Origin of the sequence: Taylorella asinigenitalis ATCC 700933 (assembly GCF_000687755.1) — a bacterium.
GTDB lineage: Bacteria > Pseudomonadota > Gammaproteobacteria > Burkholderiales > Burkholderiaceae_B > Taylorella > Taylorella asinigenitalis.
Map to the genome: position 1 here is coordinate 1 of NZ_JHXN01000009.1, position 17,775 is coordinate 17,775.

17 protein-coding genes are annotated in these 17,775 nt (G+C 37.0%); 11 read left to right on the top strand and 6 right to left on the bottom strand.

Annotated elements, in window-relative coordinates:
* Nucleotides 1-465: 465 nt before the first annotated feature.
* Genes T432_RS0105745 through T432_RS0105760 form a run of 4 tightly spaced genes read right to left on the bottom strand, consistent with a single transcriptional unit; the run spans nt 466 to nt 4,949 of the window.
* Nucleotides 466-1,122, bottom strand: a complete 657-nt coding sequence (locus T432_RS0105745; protein WP_015551266.1) for a hypothetical protein — start codon at nt 1,120-1,122, stop codon at nt 466-468.
* On the bottom strand, nt 1,119-1,796 hold the full coding sequence (locus tag T432_RS08495; protein ID WP_014111793.1) for an epoxyqueuosine reductase QueH: 678 nt from the start codon (nt 1,794-1,796) through the stop codon (nt 1,119-1,121). Before T432_RS08495 ends, T432_RS0105745 begins: the two co-directional genes overlap by 4 nt.
* A 6-nt stretch (nt 1,797-1,802) precedes the next feature.
* A complete protein-coding gene (gene glnE, locus T432_RS0105755) occupies nt 1,803-4,517 on the bottom strand; it encodes a bifunctional [glutamate--ammonia ligase]-adenylyl-L-tyrosine phosphorylase/[glutamate--ammonia-ligase] adenylyltransferase (RefSeq protein WP_028884529.1) in 2,715 nt (904 codons plus the stop codon).
* Nucleotides 4,518-4,520: 3 nt separating this feature from the next.
* Nucleotides 4,521-4,949 carry a hypothetical protein gene (locus tag T432_RS0105760; protein WP_028884530.1) on the bottom strand — a complete coding sequence of 143 codons (429 nt, stop codon included), beginning with the start codon at nt 4,947-4,949 and terminating at the stop codon, nt 4,521-4,523.
* 83 nt (nt 4,950-5,032) lie between these two features.
* On the opposite strand from T432_RS0105760, the gene T432_RS08565 reads away from it, so the two are divergent.
* The 5 genes from T432_RS08565 to lon all read left to right on the top strand — a co-directional run bounded on the left by T432_RS08565 (nt 5,033) and on the right by lon (nt 10,959).
* Nucleotides 5,033-5,170, top strand: a complete 138-nt coding sequence (locus tag T432_RS08565; protein WP_169735857.1) for a hypothetical protein — start codon at nt 5,033-5,035, stop codon at nt 5,168-5,170.
* Nucleotides 5,171-5,265: 95 nt separating this feature from the next.
* Nucleotides 5,266-6,585: a trigger factor gene (gene tig, locus T432_RS0105770; protein WP_028884531.1), complete on the top strand. Its 1,320-nt coding sequence runs from the start codon at nt 5,266-5,268 to the stop codon at nt 6,583-6,585.
* A complete protein-coding gene (gene clpP, locus T432_RS0105775) occupies nt 6,585-7,262 on the top strand; it encodes an ATP-dependent Clp endopeptidase proteolytic subunit ClpP (protein ID WP_014111788.1) in 678 nt (225 codons plus the stop codon). Before tig ends, clpP begins: the two co-directional genes overlap by 1 nt.
* 3 nt (nt 7,263-7,265) lie before the next feature.
* On the top strand, nt 7,266-8,492 hold the full coding sequence (clpX, locus tag T432_RS0105780) for an ATP-dependent Clp protease ATP-binding subunit ClpX (protein WP_015551262.1): 1,227 nt from the start codon (nt 7,266-7,268) through the stop codon (nt 8,490-8,492).
* Between the two features lie 28 nt (nt 8,493-8,520).
* Nucleotides 8,521-10,959, top strand: a complete 2,439-nt coding sequence (gene lon / locus T432_RS0105785; RefSeq protein ID WP_028884532.1) for an endopeptidase La — start codon at nt 8,521-8,523, stop codon at nt 10,957-10,959.
* Here the strand turns inward: lon and T432_RS0105790 are convergent.
* Nucleotides 10,952-11,485 carry a membrane protein gene (locus T432_RS0105790; protein WP_028884533.1) on the bottom strand — a complete coding sequence of 178 codons (534 nt, stop codon included), beginning with the start codon at nt 11,483-11,485 and terminating at the stop codon, nt 10,952-10,954. The genes lon and T432_RS0105790 overlap by 8 nt on opposite strands.
* Nucleotides 11,486-11,583: 98 nt before the next feature.
* Between T432_RS0105790 and thrS the strand changes: the two genes are divergently transcribed.
* The 6 genes from thrS to T432_RS0105820 are packed head-to-tail and all read left to right on the top strand — an operon-like array spanning nt 11,584 to nt 16,824.
* A complete protein-coding gene (thrS, locus tag T432_RS0105795; RefSeq protein ID WP_028884534.1) occupies nt 11,584-13,524 on the top strand; it encodes a threonine--tRNA ligase in 1,941 nt (646 codons plus the stop codon).
* 18 nt (nt 13,525-13,542) lie between these two features.
* Nucleotides 13,543-14,067, top strand: coding sequence for a translation initiation factor IF-3 (gene infC, locus T432_RS0105800; protein WP_081462462.1), 525 nt, complete (start codon nt 13,543-13,545; stop codon nt 14,065-14,067).
* Nucleotides 14,068-14,508, top strand: a complete 441-nt coding sequence (locus T432_RS0105805; protein WP_028884535.1) for a PTS sugar transporter subunit IIA — start codon at nt 14,068-14,070, stop codon at nt 14,506-14,508.
* Nucleotides 14,509-14,518: 10 nt separating this feature from the next.
* Nucleotides 14,519-14,788, top strand: a complete 270-nt coding sequence (locus T432_RS0105810) for an HPr family phosphocarrier protein (protein WP_014111781.1) — start codon at nt 14,519-14,521, stop codon at nt 14,786-14,788.
* Between the two features lie 12 nt (nt 14,789-14,800).
* A complete protein-coding gene (gene ptsP / locus T432_RS0105815; RefSeq protein WP_028884536.1) occupies nt 14,801-16,531 on the top strand; it encodes a phosphoenolpyruvate--protein phosphotransferase in 1,731 nt (576 codons plus the stop codon).
* Nucleotides 16,528-16,824 carry a hypothetical protein gene (locus T432_RS0105820; RefSeq protein ID WP_028884537.1) on the top strand — a complete coding sequence of 99 codons (297 nt, stop codon included), beginning with the start codon at nt 16,528-16,530 and terminating at the stop codon, nt 16,822-16,824. The genes ptsP and T432_RS0105820 overlap by 4 nt, the downstream gene beginning before the upstream one ends.
* Here T432_RS0105820 and T432_RS0105825 read toward each other — a convergent pair.
* Nucleotides 16,821-17,774: a DNA-formamidopyrimidine glycosylase family protein gene (locus T432_RS0105825; protein ID WP_028884538.1), complete on the bottom strand. Its 954-nt coding sequence runs from the start codon at nt 17,772-17,774 to the stop codon at nt 16,821-16,823. The genes T432_RS0105820 and T432_RS0105825 overlap by 4 nt on opposite strands.
* Between the last annotated feature and the right edge of the window lies 1 nt (nt 17,775).

Below are 17,775 nucleotides of genomic sequence, written 5' to 3' on the forward strand. Positions count from 1 at the left end.
CTTTTTTAGAAAATCCATTTTTCTTTTTAAATTTTCGTTATAGCTATTAAAACAATACTTCGCATCGTTTCAATAATTTTGATTTTTGAATTCATCTTAAATCCAAAGTTTTAAATTTTTTTTCTTCCAAATATTGTAATTTTGGGAGAATGGTTTTTAGAGAAGCTTAGGAAAAATTAATTTGGATATTTGTTAAAGAGAAAGGAACCACAAAAATGAAATCGCTTAGAGTAAAAGAAGTATATCTACCCAAAAAAAAAGGCAACCAAAAGATTGCCCTTACAGTTAAAATTTTTTAACCGTACGTTAAGGCAGTACGTCACCAATGAATTTAACCGTACGTTAAGGCAGTACGTCACCAATGAATTTGACCGTACGTTAAGGCAGTACGTCACCAATTTTTAACTGCATGAATATTTTACAAATTTTTATAAAAATAATCAAAACTTTCTGCCCTAAAAGACATCAATTTTGAACAATTCTATCAAATTTAAAATTATATCTATCTCCATCTTTTTCATATGAGAGATAGCTAGGATATTTTTGGCCTTCTATTTTTTTAACTACAATTTGCTTTTTATCGTTTCCATGGAAACTATATGTGATTTCTTTGGCTTGAACACCGTCTATGTCAACCATTTTAGACGATTCATTCATTACTAATGGATCCATCTTATAGATTTTTTTACCGTTTGTATATTGGAAACTATCAGGTAATTTTCCAAAATATGAGAGCTGAAAAGCAATGGAAAATAAATCGAATGTTGGTAATTCTAAAGTCACTGAATTCTTAGTTTCTTTAGCCTTACCGTATGTTAATTGACCGTTTTTCACGACCGCATCAGCATATACCTTTCCGTTTCTAACATCTTTATAAGTTTCAAGTTCAAAAATTCCGTTTTTGATACTACCTTCTGTTGAAAAACGCATTTTATATAAAGGTATATTTATAGCTGTTGAAACCTTATAATTTGAGCCATCAACAATGTATGTAATGTAAGCTGAAATAAGTTTATTGGAGTTATATTTAACAGTCACATTTTGATTTTCTTGTGCAAAGCTACTAGCAGCTACACCAAAACATAAACAGGCACTAATAAAAACGTTTTTAATCAATTTCAATGTTCATCCCTCCCGTAAAATTTAACCCCTAATTCAATCCTAGGGCGTCCTTGACTTAAACGGTATCGATTTGCATCTCTCAATGAATGACTGCATCCACAATATTCTTGCTGATAAAAGCCTTCTCGCTTGCTAATTTCAACCATACGAGCGGAGCCTCCACCTTTACGCCAATTGAAATCCCAATACACAAGATCAGGGTAGGGTTCGACAGCTCTGTGACCGCAGCCGTTGATTTGATTCATATCCTTCCATCGCGATATTCCTAGGCTACTTGTTAAACAATCAAATCCATGGTCGTGGGCAAATTTAGCACTTCTCTCAAATCGCATATCAAAGCATACTGTACAACGTGGGCCACGCTCAGGCTCCCACTCCATACCTTTAGTACGTGCATACCAATTTTCTGGATCATAGTCGTCATCGAAAAATTCAATTCCATGCTTTTCAGCAAATCGAATATTTTCGTTCTTACGAATATCATATTCTTTACGAGGGTGGATATTAGGGTTATAGAAATATATTGAATAATCTATTTCGGAAGCCAGTAGTGCTTCCATGATCTCACCAGAACACGGAGCACAACAGGAGTGCATCAAAAGTTTTTTCTTTCCCTGTGGCAATGAAAGTTTGGGTCTCTCAATAGGAGTGACAAAAGGTTTTTCGGTATTCATTGATGATTAATTTAATACTAAATTAGTTAATTGTTTAACGGCTTCAATCTCTGAATTTAAGGTACTTGGATCCACTTCCACGACCGACTTTTCTTGAAGCCTATACTCATGTTGTATTTTACGATAAGTTCTATATGCGCTTGCACATTTTGCGGCAAGTTCAGAAGGTATAAGTTCTAAATCAGATGCAATCTGCAATAGATTTATATTACCTAAGTTTTTAGTCAATATATCGTGTTTATGAGAATAGCTTAAAACTAAAAATTGAGTTATAAATTCGATATCAATCATGCCACCATTGCCATGCTTGATATTAAAAAATCCAGATTTGGGTGGAGGATGTGACCTAGAGATGCGCTCCTTCATTTTATGTATCTCGCCCTTGGTGTCCATTTGATCACGTTTACGTCTTAAGATTTCTAGACGCAGATTTTCAAATTCTTCGCCAATTGCAGGAGATCCAGCAACAAAGCGAGCTCGGCTAAGAGCCTGATGTTCCCATACCCATGCATCTTCAAGTTGATATTTTCTAAAACTATCCATAGTGACAGTCAGCAAACCCGAATCGCCATCTGGCCTAAGCCGCATATCGACCTCGTATAGACGTCCTGAGGAAGTCATCGCTGTAAGCCAATTTATAAGACGTCTGCCTAACTTACTATACATCTCAGAGGCATTTGGATCTTCGCTATCAAATATGAAAACTAAATCTAAGTCAGAGAAGTATCCGAGTTCTTTGCCACCTAATTTACCGTACCCAATAATCGCAAATTCTGGATTCTCGGGCCAATTTTCTTTGCGAAGATTCGCCCAGCACCATTTTAAGCAGGTCTCAAGCAAAATATCCGCTAATAAAGATAGGTGATCTGCAAGTTTTTCAACTGTAAAAGCACCCTCTAAATCTTGAGCAAGAAGTTGAAAGTTGGCAATGTTAAACGCATCTCTAACTAAATTCATTTGACGCTCAATGTCAGCATATCCTTTTGCATCTACGCTTGCAGCCATTTCCCTGTCTAAATTTTCTTTCAATGCATCAAAGTCTAACGGCTCCATTAATGCATTCCAATCAAGTAGACTATCTAGCAAAATAGGGTGCGTCAGAAGAACTTGAGCTGCTAATCTACTTGCACTCATAATTCTAGCTACTCTATCTATTACATCAGGATACTCAAGAAGCAACGTTATATATGTGCTTCTTTGGGCAATGGTCTCGATTAGCTCACATAATAGATTGAATGTTTTCACATAATCTTTGGATTTTAGGCTACTATTTGTAAGGTGAACAAACAATTCATCAAGACGTTTGATATTGCTAGTACTGAGCTGCTTTATTTTGTTTTTGTTTTTAAATTCTCCCCAGTTTTTTTTAAGCAACTGCAATTCTTCAGAATCATTAGATACCTCAAGCTCTGCATTATTTCGTGAAGAATCGCTTTGCAAACCGACTAAATTGAAGACTTCCTCAAATTTCTGAGAAACAAAGTCGCAATTTTCCTTTAAAAGCTCCTCAAACTTTTCTAATTCATAACCTAGTGCCTCAGCTAAATTTCGACGCGTTTCTTGATCATCAGGTAAATCATGAGTTTGCTGATCTTCGCGGTATTGCAACATATGCTCCAGTCTTCGATGGAAATAATATATTTCAATCAAACGAGAAGCATCTTCTGAGTCCATAAGACCAGCAATACTTATCGCCTTCAAAGCATTTACTGTTCCACGCTCTTGTAGACTAGGGAGCCTTCCACCTTTCATAAGCTGAATCAGTTGTGAGATAAATTCAATTTCTCGAATACCCCCATCACCCAATTTGATATTAAAAGCGGCATTTATTTTAGATTCAGTTTTTCTATCCCAATCTTCCTTAATTTGCTCCCTCAAATCTCTCAGCGAATTAAGCGTATCAAAATCGAAATATTTTCTATAGACAAATGAAGTCCTAAGGTCTTCAAAATAGTCATAGTCATCTATGTTTGACGGTTCCGAATCATCTAAATTTATTGCACGTGCTTTAAGATATGCATAGCGCTCCCACTCACGACCCTGAGTAATTAGATAATGTTCAAACGCCCCCAGACTCCATGCCAATGGACTCCCATCGCCGTCTGGTCTAAGTCTAAGGTCGGTCCTAAAAACAAATCCATCCGCATCCCTATCTGACAGAATATGCATTATTCTTTGGGTAAGTTTGTGATAAAACTCGTGATTTGATATAGGTTTGCGACTGTTTGTATTTCCTTGAACAGAATACAAAACAACTAGGTCTATATCGGATGATACATTAAGCTCATAGCCACCAAGCTTGCCCATCCCAATAATTATTGGTGCCAATTCCAATCCTGTCTCTGGATCGGTTGGATATCCATATGTAGCAGCAAGTTTTGAATTAATAGTTTGATAAGCTATTTTTATGCATGTGTCTGCAAGCAAGCTCATCATTTGAACTACTTGTGATGTATTTATTTCTTTGGCAATGTCCTCGACTATTGTCGTTAGGAGTATTCTTTCCCTAACTCGTCTAAGAGCCGACTTAATAATAGTGGGATCCAAATTTGCGATATCCTCATTTAAATCCAAACCTTCTTCTTTTAATACAAAAGAAAGTAAAGACCTTCCATAATCAATGGTAAGGTCCTTATGGAGATGCTCTAAAACAGTATTTTTCGAGTCTAATCGATTTGCTAAAAAATTAGACCATTTAGCGGCCTTATCGATTTTTTCCATTTATTATTTGGAGAAAATCCTCTTAAAGACTATTTGATCAACTGCAAATGCACCAAAAAGTGAAACTACAGCTAAATGTGACCAGTGTACTTGAACATGTTGAATAGTCATTAGAACAATTGCTGTACCCGATACTGCACCTATAACTGCTCTAGCAGCCAAGTAAACATAATTTTCATCTCTTAATTTAGGTAATTTTGATTTGGAAAAAGCTAAATCGCTATTACTGAAGCTACAAGTTCCAACAGATACTACAGTACCTAACATACCAAAAAATAAAGTTATAAAGCTAACAGACCAGGAAATAAGAAGCCCGATAATTCCAAAGGCAATTAAAACAAGAACAAACATGCCGTTTGAGAAAATTGATTCTTGCTTCAGTTGAAGCTCAGAATTATCTTCACCGTTAAACTGATTGATATCATTATTCATAGACACCTCACAAAATTAGTAGATAAGTAAGCTAAATTAAGCTATATTTTTACATAGAATAATAAATTTTTTAGGAGAATCATATGATTAGAATTATTATTACAAGTCTTTTAATTGCCTTAACAAGTGTATCAATTAGTGCATGCTCTGTAGGCGGTAGTGTTAAAGCGAATAATAGCGGTGTTGGCGCTAGTGTTGGTGGCGGAATTAATTTCAATTGAATTTAGTTAATTTTTTATTTCGACTTTAAATATTTCCCATCTTAAGTAAAATAACAAGTTAACAAAAAAATTTATAACTTATCTAGGGTATATTCATGATTACCAATAATGAATCAAAAGTTGAAAAACTTGATGGCTTAAAACGTCAAATTGAAATTCGTGTTAGCCAAAAAGCTGTGGAAGATGCTTCTCAAGCAGAACTTAAAAAAATCGCTAAAACAGCCAAAATTCAGGGCTTTAGACCAGGTAAAGCACCTATTAAAATGATAGAACAAAGCCATGGCCCTAGTGTTAGGTATGATGCATTAAATAAAGAAGTTACTAAAGAGTTAGATAAAGCAGTTCGTGAGCACGATTTACGTATTGCAGGTAAGCCAGAAGTTGTACCTAAAGAGGGTGAAACTTCAGAAGAGGATTTAGTATTTTTAGCTAAATTTGAGATATATCCTGAAGTTAATTTAGGTGATATTAGCTCTATGAATTTCACCAAGTTTAAAACTGAATTAGGTGATTCTGAAATCAACGATACTATTGAAATTTTACGCAAGCAACGTACAAAATTCTCAAAAGTTGACCGTGAGTCTCAAGATCAAGACCGTGTTACAGTCGATTTTGTAGGAAGAATTGATGGCACTGAATTTGAAGGCGGAAAAGCTGATGATTTTCCGTTTGTTTTAGGTGTTGGTGCTATGCTTCCCGAATTTGAAGAAGCAGCAAAAGGCTTAAAGGCAGGGGAAGAGAAAACATTTCCACTAGCATTTCCAGAAGATTATCACGGAAAAGAAGTTGCAGGAAAGACAGCAGAATTCACTCTTACTATGAAAGAAGTTGCTGAGCCTGTACTTCCAGAGGTTAATGAGGAATTTGCGAAATCCCTTGGTCAGACCGACGGAAATGTAGAAAAACTTAAAGAAGAAATTAAGTCTAATCTAGAACGTGAAACTAATACACGCACATTAGCTCGCACAAAAACATCTGTTTGGGATGAATTAGTTTCAAAAGTTGAGATGGAAGTGCCTAAAGCATTAGTTGATATGGAGATTGAGGATCGCATTGCCACAATACGTCAACAATTAGCCCAAACTAAAACTCCTAATGCAGATACATTGCCAATTGATGGTGAAAATTTTAGAGAAGAATCTGAAAGACGTGTAAAACTTGGTCTGATTGTTGCTCATATCGTAGAGAACGAGGATATTCAGCCTACTCAAGAACAAGTTAAGGCAAAAATCGAGGAGATTTCTAAAAACTATGAAAAACCTCAGGAATTCGTTGCTTATTGTTTAACTAATCGCGAGGCTCGTTCAAATATTGAGAACTCTGTTCTAGAAGATAATGTTGTGGATTATTTCCTATCTAAAGGACAAGTTAAAGAAGAGTCGATTCCTTTCAAAGAACTTATGGGTCAGAAATAATGAGTTCTTTTGATTACAACTCAAAATTCATCGATTTTTATACGTCATTTTATGGGGGCGATTCTGTTCGTCCTCATGGTTTAGGCTATATTCCGCATGTAATTGAGCAATCTGGTAGAGGGGAGAGAGCATATGATATATATTCTCGTCTTCTTAAAGAGCGTATCATTTTCATGGTCGGTGAAGTAAATGAGCAGACAGCTAATCTTGTCGTTGCTCAATTGCTTTTTTTGGAGTCGGAAAACCCAGAAAAAGATATCTCCCTATATATTAACTCCCCTGGTGGTGGGGTGTATGCTGGTCTTGCCATATATGACACTATGCAATTTGTAAATCCTGATGTGTCTACTATGTGTACTGGTCTTGCTGCAAGTATGGGTGCTCTTTTGCTGACTGCAGGTGCAGATGGTAAGAGATATAGTTTGCCTAATTCGCGTATTATGATTCACCAGCCATTAGGCGGGGCAAAAGGGCAAGCTACGGATATTGAAATTCAGGCTAGAGAGATACTTGATCTTCGTGAACGTTTAAACCGCATTCTTTCTAAACACTGCGATAAAGATATCGAAATCATTCGTAAGCATACTGAACGAGATTACTACATGAGCCCAGAGGAGGCTCTAGAGTTTGGTCTTATTGACACAGTATTTACTAAACGCAGTGACATTGCCAAATAATATATGACTTCAAAATCTACTAAAACTCAACGCTGTTCTTTTTGCTCCCGAAAAAAAGAAGAGGTTAACCAGCTTATTGCCGGGCCATCTGGCTTGTTTATCTGTGATGTGTGCGTAAGTGATTGTACAAATCTAATCAATGAACAATCAAAATCTGCTGAGGGGGATGCTGAACCAGTTAAGCTTCCAACTCCTACGGAAATTAAGGATTTTTTAGATAAGTATGTTATTGGGCAGGAAATTCCAAAAAAACAATTGGCCGTCGCAGTTTATAACCACTATAAACGTATCAGGCATGCAGGCACAAAAGCTGATGATGTTGAATTAAGTAAAAGTAATATTTTGCTAATTGGACCTACGGGATCTGGGAAAACTTTGCTTGCACAAACGATTGCAAGACAATTAGATGTACCATTTGCGATGGCAGATGCGACTACATTGACAGAGGCAGGATATGTAGGTGAAGATGTAGAACATATCATTCAGAAACTGTTACAAAACTGTGATTTTGATATTGAAAAAGCACAGCAAGCCATTATATACATCGATGAGATAGATAAAATCGCTCGGAAGTCTGAAAATCCTTCAATTACTCGAGATGTATCGGGTGAGGGTGTACAGCAAGCTTTGCTTAAACTCATTGAAGGAACGGTTGCAGCTGTACCACCGCAAGGGGGTCGTAAGCATCCAGGGCAGGAGTTCATTCAAGTTGACACTACAAATATATTATTTATAGTGGGTGGTGCTTTTGATGGACTAGAGAAGATCATTCAAAATCGCACTGAGAAATCAGGAATTGGTTTTAATGCATCGGTCTCTCATAAAACCGAGAAAGGTGTGGGTGAATTATTTGCTCAGGTCGAACCCGAGGATATTATTAAATTTGGATTGATTCCTGAACTTGTTGGTCGCCTACCAGTTGTGACTACATTGCAGGAATTGGATGTAGAGACTCTAGTACAGATTCTTACAGTTCCTAAAAACGCTTTAGTTAAGCAGTATCAGACTTTATTTGCGATGGAAGATGTTGAACTTGAAGTTACAGATGAAGCATTAAAAATAATTGCAGAAAAAGCGATTAAGCGTAAAACTGGGGCTAGGGGACTGAGATCCATAATTGAGTCGGTACTTATGCCTATTATGTATGAGATGCCTTCTCGTAAGGATATTAAAAAGGTTATCCTTAACAAAGAAGCCGTTTCAGGTGGAGAGCCAGAAATTATCAAATGATGACTCTCCCTTTATTTAGAGGAAGTATATGTCATTAGATAAAAAACAGGTAAATCTACCATTATTGCCACTACGTGATATCGTAGTTTTTCCTCATATGGTTGTGCCTTTATTCGTGGGTAGAACAAGATCTATTGCCACCCTCGAGAAGGCTATGGCCGAAAAAGATGTACATCAAGTTATTCTTACTGTTCAGATCTCTCCTGAAGTAGACGAGCCTAAGTTTGACCAAATTAACAAATTTGGTGTGGTGGCTAATATTCTTCAATTAATTAAACTGCCTGACGGAACTATAAAAGTTTTAGTGGAGGGTGTTGAGAGAGTTCTAATCGATTCTATCGAGGATGATGGGAATCACTTCATGGCTACTGGTAGTATCGTTGAGACTACTATATCGGATGAAGATCAGGTTTCACCACTTGTGCGTACTGTAGGTACAAAATTTGAGGAATTCGCAAAAATAAATAAACGACTTCAACCTGATGTTGTTCAATCTATTTTACGCATTGAAGACCCAGTTCGTTTTGCAGACACCATTTGTGCTCAACTTCATATTAACCAGAGTAAGAAACAAAGTCTCTTAGAAAAAGAAGATTTAGTCGATAGATTAAATAGTCTGCTTTTCTATCTTGAGTACGAGATGGATATCATCTCATTAGAGAAAAAGATTCAAGATCGCGTAAAAAAACAGATGGAAAAAAGTCAACGCGATTACTACTTGAATGAGCAAATTAAGGCTATTCAAAAAGAGCTTGGGGAAGGTGAAGACGGTGCGGATCTTGAGGCTTTAGAGAAAAAAATAAAAGATGCTGGCATGCCTCCAGAGACAGAAGAGAAGGTGCTATCGGAGCTTAAAAAACTCAAACAAATGGCCCCTATGTCTGCTGAAGCTGCGGTTATTAGAAGTTATATTGATGCCGTAGTTGCTGTGCCGTGGAAGAAAAAATCTAAAGTAAATACTAAGCTTTCATTTGCACAAGAAACTTTAGATGCGGATCATTACGGGCTAGAAAAAGTTAAAGAGCGCATTGTAGAGTATCTGGCTGTTCAAAAACGCGGTAATAAACTTAAAGCGCCTATTCTATGTTTGGTTGGGCCCCCAGGAGTGGGTAAAACTTCTCTTGGTCAATCTATTGCAAGAGCTACGAACCGTAAGTATGTTCGTATGGCCTTAGGTGGCATGCATGATGAATCAGAAATTCGTGGTCATAGACGTACATATATCGGGGCTATGCCAGGAAAAATTATTCAAAATATGACTAAAGTTGGAGTAAAAAATCCGCTATTTTTACTCGATGAAATCGATAAAATCGGTCAAGATTATCGCGGAGACCCTGCTGCAGCATTGCTTGAAGTTTTAGATCCTGAACAAAACAACACTTTCCAAGATCATTATCTTGAAGTGGATTATGACCTATCGGATGTATTGTTTGTTGCTACTAGTAACACGATGAATATACCTGCTCCATTACTTGATCGTATGGAAGTAATTAGGTTGTCGGGGTATACAGAGGACGAAAAACTGCACATTGCCAAAGACCATTTAATTCCAAAACTTATGAAAAATAATGGAATTAAAAAGGGTGAACTTAGAATCGATGACTCGGCTATTATAGATATTGTTAGATACTATACACGCGAGGCAGGTGTACGCTCTTTAGAGAGAGAATTAGGAAAAATTTGTCGTAAAGTCGTGAAGGCTGTAGTTCAAAAAGAAGAAGAGACATCCAAGAAAGTAGCAACTACATTGACTGTAGTCGATAGCGAAAATCTTGATAAGTATTTGGGAGTACGTAAGTTTACTTTTGGCCTTGCCGAAAAAGAAAACCGAATTGGACAAGTTACAGGTCTGGCTTGGACAGAGGTCGGAGGAGATCTACTATCTATTGAGGTTGCTGTTGTTCAAGGTAAAGGACAAATTCAGCATACAGGCTCGTTAGGTGATGTGATGAAAGAATCTATGAGTGTGGCACGTACTGTGATTAGATCGTGGGCATACCAATTAGGTTTTTTCGATAATCTTTTTGAGAAAAAAGATATGCATATTCACGTTCCAGATGGAGCTACTCCTAAAGATGGTCCATCGGCAGGTATTGCTGTGACTACTGCCCTTGTGTCTGCTTATTCAGGTATTCCTGTTAGGGCTGATGTAGCTATGACAGGTGAAATTACACTAAGAGGAGAAGTCCTTGCCATTGGTGGTTTGAAAGAGAAACTTTTAGCCGCACTTCGCGGAGGAATTAAAAAAGTTTTAATTCCTCAAGAGAACGTGAAGGACTTGGCTGAGATTCCAGATAACGTTAAAAATGGTCTTGAGATTATTCCTGTTAAGTGGATAAATGAGGTTCTAGAGCATGCTCTAGAAAGACTACCTAAGCCACTTTCCGAAGAACAAATCTCAAAACTAAAGGCAGAAGCGCTTAAAAACGAAACTTCTTCTGGTTCAGCTTCACAATCTATTAATTAATAGGTGTTGGAAATTCCCCACTTGGCTGAGGCTGAGTGGGTTCTTCAATGATAGGCTCTGGGAATGAATTCCTTGGGCTTTCATCATTTGATGTGGAATCAGCTTCATCCAAAGGCTCTGGAAAGACAGTATTTGTTGTTTCTCCAATATAGTCCTCTGAGTTTTCCCCTTCAGATGTATCTCCCATCTGTTCGGCGGCTGTATCAGATTGCAAATTATCGAAGGATGCCTCCGAACTCGTGTCAACCTGCTGGGTTTCAGGAGTATCAGGGGTATCAGGGGTTTGAGCTGTAATAGAGCCTGTAGCCGTAGGATTATCTTTAGTATTTGGTAAGTTAAGCATGTTTGAAATACCAGACTTTATTTCAGAGTTAGGGGTTGCTTTAACGACGGGAATACTTGGCTCTTCTTTTTTTATTTTTGGACCTGTGTTCGGTGCCGTTAGTACTCTAATTAATACTGTGGCAATGAACACGATAATTACAGCTGAAATTAGTAAATAAATCCAAGATATATTCTTTTTCATATAGATATTATATTTAGTGCTAAAATTTAGAGTTATATTGAAACTTTACTAATGATGCATTTTTATGCGTCTTTTTTATTTTAGGTTTATTTTTATAGATGATACAAGTAACCCTTCCTGACGGTTCTTCTAGAAGTTACGAAAGTCCACAAACCGTAGCTCAGATTGCACATTCAATTGCACCAAGTTTAGCTAAAGCTGCAATCGCAGCAACTGTGAGATCAAATGAAGGTATTGAATCAACGGTCGATACAAGTTATCTCATTGACCGTGATGTTTCCTTGTCTATTATCACACCTAAAGATGATATTGGCTTAGATATTATTCGTCACTCAACAGCTCACTTACTTGCTCATGCGGTTAAAGAATTATTTCCAGATGCTCAAGTAACAATTGGTCCAGTTATAAATAATGGCTTTTATTATGACTTCTCCTATAAGAGACCATTTACACCTGATGATCTTCAAAAGATTGAAAAACGCATGAATGAACTTGCTAAGCAAGACATTGCAGTCGTGCGTGAAGAATGGGATAGGGATGATGCAGTTGAGTTTTTTAAAAAAGAGGGTGAACTCTACAAAGCAGAGATTATTTCGTCTATTCCTCAAGGTGAAACTATTAGTCTTTACAAGCAAGGCTCATTCATTGACTTATGTCGTGGTCCTCATGTACCGTCAACAGGAAAGCTTAAGGTATTTAAGTTGATGAAAGTTGCGGGTGCTTATTGGAGGGGAGATTCTAATAATGAGATGCTTCAAAGAATTTATGGTACAGCTTGGAGTTCTAAAGAGGATCAAGCTCATTATCTGAATATGCTTGAGGAAGCAGAAAAAAGAGACCATAGAAAATTAGGTAAAGAACTTGATTTATTCCATTTTCAAGATGAAGCACCAGGGCTTATCTTTTGGCATCCAAAAGGTTGGACCATTTGGCAGCAAGTCGAGCAGTTCATGCGTAAGGTTTACATAGAAAATGGTTACCAAGAAATTAAGGCTCCTCAAATTCTTGATCTCAGTTTATGGAAGAAAACTGGACACTGGGATAACTATAAAGAAAACATGTTTACTACTCAGTCTGAAAACCGTGAGTATGGCTTAAAACCAATGAATTGTCCTGGTCATGTTCAGATTTTCAATTCAACCTTGCACTCATATAGAGAACTTCCAATAAGATATGGTGAATTTGGTCAGTGTCACCGAAATGAACCTTCAGGCTCATTACATGGCATGATGCGTGTTCGTGGCTTCACTCAAGATGATGGCCATATTTTCTGTACGGAGGATCAGCTTTTGGAAGAGTGTTCTGCATTTACGGCACTTCTTCAAAAGGTCTATAAACAATTCGGATTCGATAAGGTTCTTTATAAGATTGCAACTAGACCAGAAAAAAGAATCGGTGCGGACGAAATATGGGATAAAGCCGAAGAGGCTCTTATGGAAAGTTTACGCAGCTCTGGATGCGAATTTGAGATTTCTCCAGGTGAGGGTGCGTTTTATGGACCTAAGATTGAGTACACACTTAAAGATGCTATTGGTCGTCATTGGCAGTGTGGAACTATTCAAGTGGATTTCTCAATGCCTGCACGTTTGGGTGCTGAGTATGTGGATGCGGATGATACCCGTAAAACTCCTGTGATGTTACATAGAGCTATTTTAGGCTCTCTTGAAAGATTTATCGGTATGCTTATAGAAAACCATGCAGGTGCTATGCCTCCATGGTTATCTCCTGAACAAGTAGTGGTATGCCCAATTTCTGAGGCATTTAATGATTATGCACTCGATGTTCAGTCAAAATTAAACGAAAAATTTAGAGTTAAGGTGGATTTACGCAACGAAAAAATAACTAAAAAAATCCGTGAAAACTCTATGCAAAAAATTCCTTATATCCTTGTGGTTGGAGAAAAAGAGCGTAGCACATCAAGTGTTGCGGTTAGAGCCAGAGGAAATGTGGATTTAGGCGTTTTAACCGTTGATGAGTTTATAGCTCGTCTTCAAAATGAAATCGATAACAAATTAGATGTTGTCGTACCATCTGTTTAATTTAATAGGAGTTCTAACATAGCTACTGGAAAAACCCACAACATTAATGGCGAAATTAACGCCAAAGAAGTGCGTCTCATAGGTTTAGATGGGGAGCAATTAGGTATTGTCCCACTGAAAGCTGCTTTAGCTAAAGCCGAAGAAGAAGATACTGACCTAGTTGAAATTGCACCTAACGCTGAAGTTCCTGTTTGTCGACTAATGGACTACGGAAAATTCAAATATCAAGAGCAAAAGCGTCTTCAGGAAGCAAAATCAAAACAAAAGATTGTACAGGTTAAGGAAATTAAATTCAGACCTGGAACAGACGAAGGTGATTATCAAGTAAAACTTAGAAGTCTCAAAAGATTTATTGAAGACGGCGATAAAGCCAAGGTTACTTTAAGATTTAGGGGTCGTGAGATGACACATCAGGACCTTGGTATGAAGGTTTTGGAGCGAGTTAGAGAGGATTTAGGCGATTTAATTACCGTTGAATCAATGCCTAAATTTGAGGGCAGACAGATGGTTATGGTCGTGGCCCCTAATAAAAAAGCTAAATAAATGATATCAAATTCACCAGATACATTCGTTGTTCTTTGTGTTCATAGTCCTATGCATAAAGCCTATTTAGAGGTTATAGAACATATTGGAGAGAATAATACAAAATTTCTTGGGTATGACATTGTTGCAGATGTAGAGCCTGAAAGAATAGCGAATCAAATTTTTGATGAAATCTTAGGCACAATTGAAGAGAAGCAAAGTGTGCTGATACTTACCGATTTAATAGGTGCTACTCCATACAATATTTCTAAAAGTGTCTTAGAGAAATTACAAAAAAAAGGTGTTCAATCAGACTTGATTTCTGGCATTAATATGGGCATTTTGTTGACTGCATTACGAAGTCATTCTTTGCCATTTAATGAGCTGAAACAAAAGATAATTCTTTCGGGAAGAAAGTGTATGAAACTTGACTCGGAAGTGAACGATATAGCTGAGAGTTGAGGTTCATGTTATGACACAAGTTGAAGTAGTTATATCTAACAAACTCGGATTGCACGCAAGAGCCGCATCAAAATTAACTCAGCTTGCATCTAAATTTAAAAGCGAAATATCAATATCTAAAGGCAATCAAAAAGTTAACGCAAAAAGTATTATGGGCGTTATGTTGCTAGCAGCTGGAAAAGGTTCAACCGTTATATTAAATGCAAATGGTGACGATTCAGAAGAGGCTTTAGAAGCTATAAAGGAGTTGTTTGACTCTAAGTTTGGCGAAGAAGAGTGAGATAAATAAAATATGCGAAGTACTGCCGTTATTGCACTTTACGGTAAAGGAGTATCCAAGGGCATTGCCATCGGTAAAGCCTTGCTCTTAGGCTCTGAATTTAATGAATCAAATTTCTCACATATTACAGAGTCAGAGATAAGTAGCGAGTGCATTCGCCTTGAAAATTCACTAAAAGCGGTATCTAAAGAATTGCGTGCATTAAAGGATGCATTGCCACCAGATGCACCAAAAGAAATCGGACCACTTCTTGAAGTACATAGTTTATTGGCTTCTGACACTTCTCTTTGCTCGGAAACTAAGGAAATAATTAAATCTAATTTATACAATGCACAGTGGGCACTTGTTAGTTACGGCAAAAAAATAGAAAAACAATTTGAAACCATTGAAGATACGTATTTAAAAGAGCGTCTATCCGATATTCAACAGGTGATTGAAAGAGTTGTTTCGCATCTATCTGGAAATAGTGCACGTTATCTACCTAAAATTTCTAATAAGTCTGACAGCTTTATTCTTGTGGCTACGGATATAAGTCCAGCTGATTTGCTTGATCTTGGAAATCAAAAATTTGGAGCCTTTATATCGGATTTAGGTGGACCTACATCTCATTCTTCCATTGTCGCAAGAAGTATGAGATTACCTGCAGTAGTTGGAATGAAAAATGTCAGAGAGCTTGTAAATCCAATGGATTTGCTTATTGTGGATGGAGATCAAGGTCTAGTCATAGTAAATCCATCTCACAAAATATTAAGCCAATATAAGAAAAAGCAGTCTGAACAAAAATTAGCTCAAAATAAATTGATGGCTTCAGTGCCGAAAGTCCCACTTACTAAAGATGGTGTTGCTGTAAATTTAGAGGCTAATATCAAGCATCCTTCTGAAGTGGAGTTTGCTAGCAAGTCTGGAGCTCGTGGAGTAGGGCTCTTTAGAACAGAATTCTTATTTATGAATAGGGATGAGCTACCGACTGAGGATGAGCAGTTTGAGGCGTATAAGCATGTTCTAGAGACTATGAATCCATTGCCAGTTACTATCCGCACTCTTGATATCGGAAATGATAAGCTCTTTAAGAACGCCACCAATACAGAAGTAAATCCTGCTCTTGGTTTGAGAGCTATTCGTTATTGTTTGTTGAATTCTGAAATCTTTATTACTCAACTAAATGCTTTAGTGAGAGCTTCTAAATACGGTCGCTTGCGTATCTTATTACCTATGATTTCGCATGTAGACCAAGTTGCACAAGTTAAGGCCTTGCTTGAGAAATGTCAGGATTCTATTCAATTTGATAATCGATCCAATTCAACTAAGATTGAACTTGGTGCCATGGTTGAAATTCCTGCCATGGCTATAGCTATTGCACCTTTTCTTAAAGAGCTTGATTTTGTGTCTATTGGTACAAATGATTTAATTCAATATGCATTAGCAGTTGATAGGATTAATGATTCTGTGGCTAGTTTATTTGAGCCTTCACATCCTGCAGTAATTAAACTAATCAAAATGATTATCGATGCATCTGATAAATTTAAAAAACCTGTTCATATGTGCGGTGAGATGGCAGGAGACTCAATTTTTACTAGCCTTTTGCTTGGTTTGGGATTAAGAAATTTCTCCATGCATCCAAACAACTTTATCGAGGTTATTCAAAGAGTAAAATCCACTGATATATCGAAAGTTAAGCAATATATCGAGCCTTGTTTAGAAAAGGATGCATATATTGATTTAGAGAAGTTAAACGCATTATGAGAAATTTGCATTTCTTGATTCTGTCTTTTGCCATTATAGGGCTATCAGCATGTTCTGGTGCCATATATGAAGAGACTGATGTTCACTTCACCTACAATTGCACCTCAGGTGATGGATGTCCTAAGAAAATTGAAGAATTTAAGAATATTTGTTCTAAAAAATATAATGGAACTGTTATCGATACTGGCCGTCGAGGAAAATATGTTCACCTTAGATGTAGACCATCAGAAGCGAAAAAACCTAAATTTAAAATCTTCAATCCTAAAAAACCATTTGTAGAACCTAAAGCTTAGTGTTTCTTTTTATAAGATTTAAGCTTCTCTTGATATCGGCTTAGGACACCGCTAGGTCTTACAAAATCACCTCTAGCTCTCACGAGATCTGCTCTATCACTCTCTTTCGTATTAAATGCAGTCCCACCGTCCATAATTGATTCACTAAGTACATTACGCATAGCTTTAGCAATCTTTGTCCAATCTTTGTTTTTTAATAAACAAATTGGTGTGCTTGGATCGATGCCAGATTCGTATATAACCTCTCGAGAATAAATCGCCCCGCATCCCTTAATAGCTCCCGACTTTCCTATAAAAGCTAGTAAATTCATTTTCGAATTTACCCATTTTTTTGTCGTTTGAATTGGATGATTCTGAATAAAATTTATAAGAGATTTGGGGTCAAAGTCAGATAAGTGCGGATCCCAAGATGATATAAAACTATTCTTGAAGTCGGCTAATTCTTGATCATTTAAAATAGCCCATTCTCCAAATCTTCGTACATCGTGAAATAAGAATACGCGACCATCTTCAAGCAAAAATCCAGTGTGATGATGTTTTGCAAATACTCTGTCTGTTGATGTATTTAATAAAGAGAGAAAATCAAGTCCTCTGCCCAAAGCAATCAGTTCCTTATCGTTTTCTGTGGCAATGATAGGGTAAATTGTCGCTGACATGCCTAGATGGACAATAATATGCAAACCAATATTTGTGCTAATAATTATAAATTTGGCGATTCTTTCAATTGATAAAATCTGAGCACCAGATAAAAGTTTGCGTCTGTTTTCGTAGTCTAATATTTGAGCAATAAAATCTCTTTTGTTATTTTTTGGATTTGTTTTGGCAGAGTAAAACTCTTTTGTATATGGCAATGCATACGCAATTGTCTTCGATTTTGGGCTATTATCGCTTCCCAAAATCATATCGTTCATATCTTGTTTTGTGACTTCTACTTCTGGAAGTTCTGGCATA

Bases quoted from the DNA above. Each gene is read 5' to 3' on its own strand.
- T432_RS08495 (WP_014111793.1), bottom strand. From the start codon at position 1,796: ATGAATACCGAAAAACCTTTTGTCACTCCTATTGAGAGACCCAAACTT.
- glnE (WP_028884529.1), bottom strand. From the start codon at position 4,517: ATGGAAAAAATCGATAAGGCCGCTAAATGGTCTAATTTTTTAGCAAAT.
- T432_RS0105760 (WP_028884530.1), bottom strand. From the start codon at position 4,949: ATGAATAATGATATCAATCAGTTTAACGGTGAAGATAATTCTGAGCTT.
- T432_RS08565 (WP_169735857.1), top strand. From the start codon at position 5,033: ATGATTAGAATTATTATTACAAGTCTTTTAATTGCCTTAACAAGTGTA.
- tig (WP_028884531.1), top strand. From the start codon at position 5,266: ATGATTACCAATAATGAATCAAAAGTTGAAAAACTTGATGGCTTAAAA.
- clpP (WP_014111788.1), top strand. From the start codon at position 6,585: ATGAGTTCTTTTGATTACAACTCAAAATTCATCGATTTTTATACGTCA.
- clpX (WP_015551262.1), top strand. From the start codon at position 7,266: ATGACTTCAAAATCTACTAAAACTCAACGCTGTTCTTTTTGCTCCCGA.
- lon (WP_028884532.1), top strand. From the start codon at position 8,521: ATGTCATTAGATAAAAAACAGGTAAATCTACCATTATTGCCACTACGT.
- T432_RS0105790 (WP_028884533.1), bottom strand. From the start codon at position 11,485: ATGAAAAAGAATATATCTTGGATTTATTTACTAATTTCAGCTGTAATT.
- thrS (WP_028884534.1), top strand. From the start codon at position 11,584: ATGATACAAGTAACCCTTCCTGACGGTTCTTCTAGAAGTTACGAAAGT.
- T432_RS0105805 (WP_028884535.1), top strand. From the start codon at position 14,068: ATGATATCAAATTCACCAGATACATTCGTTGTTCTTTGTGTTCATAGT.
- T432_RS0105810 (WP_014111781.1), top strand. From the start codon at position 14,519: ATGACACAAGTTGAAGTAGTTATATCTAACAAACTCGGATTGCACGCA.
- ptsP (WP_028884536.1), top strand. From the start codon at position 14,801: ATGCGAAGTACTGCCGTTATTGCACTTTACGGTAAAGGAGTATCCAAG.
- T432_RS0105820 (WP_028884537.1), top strand. From the start codon at position 16,528: ATGAGAAATTTGCATTTCTTGATTCTGTCTTTTGCCATTATAGGGCTA.
- T432_RS0105825 (WP_028884538.1), bottom strand. From the start codon at position 17,774: ATGCCAGAACTTCCAGAAGTAGAAGTCACAAAACAAGATATGAACGAT.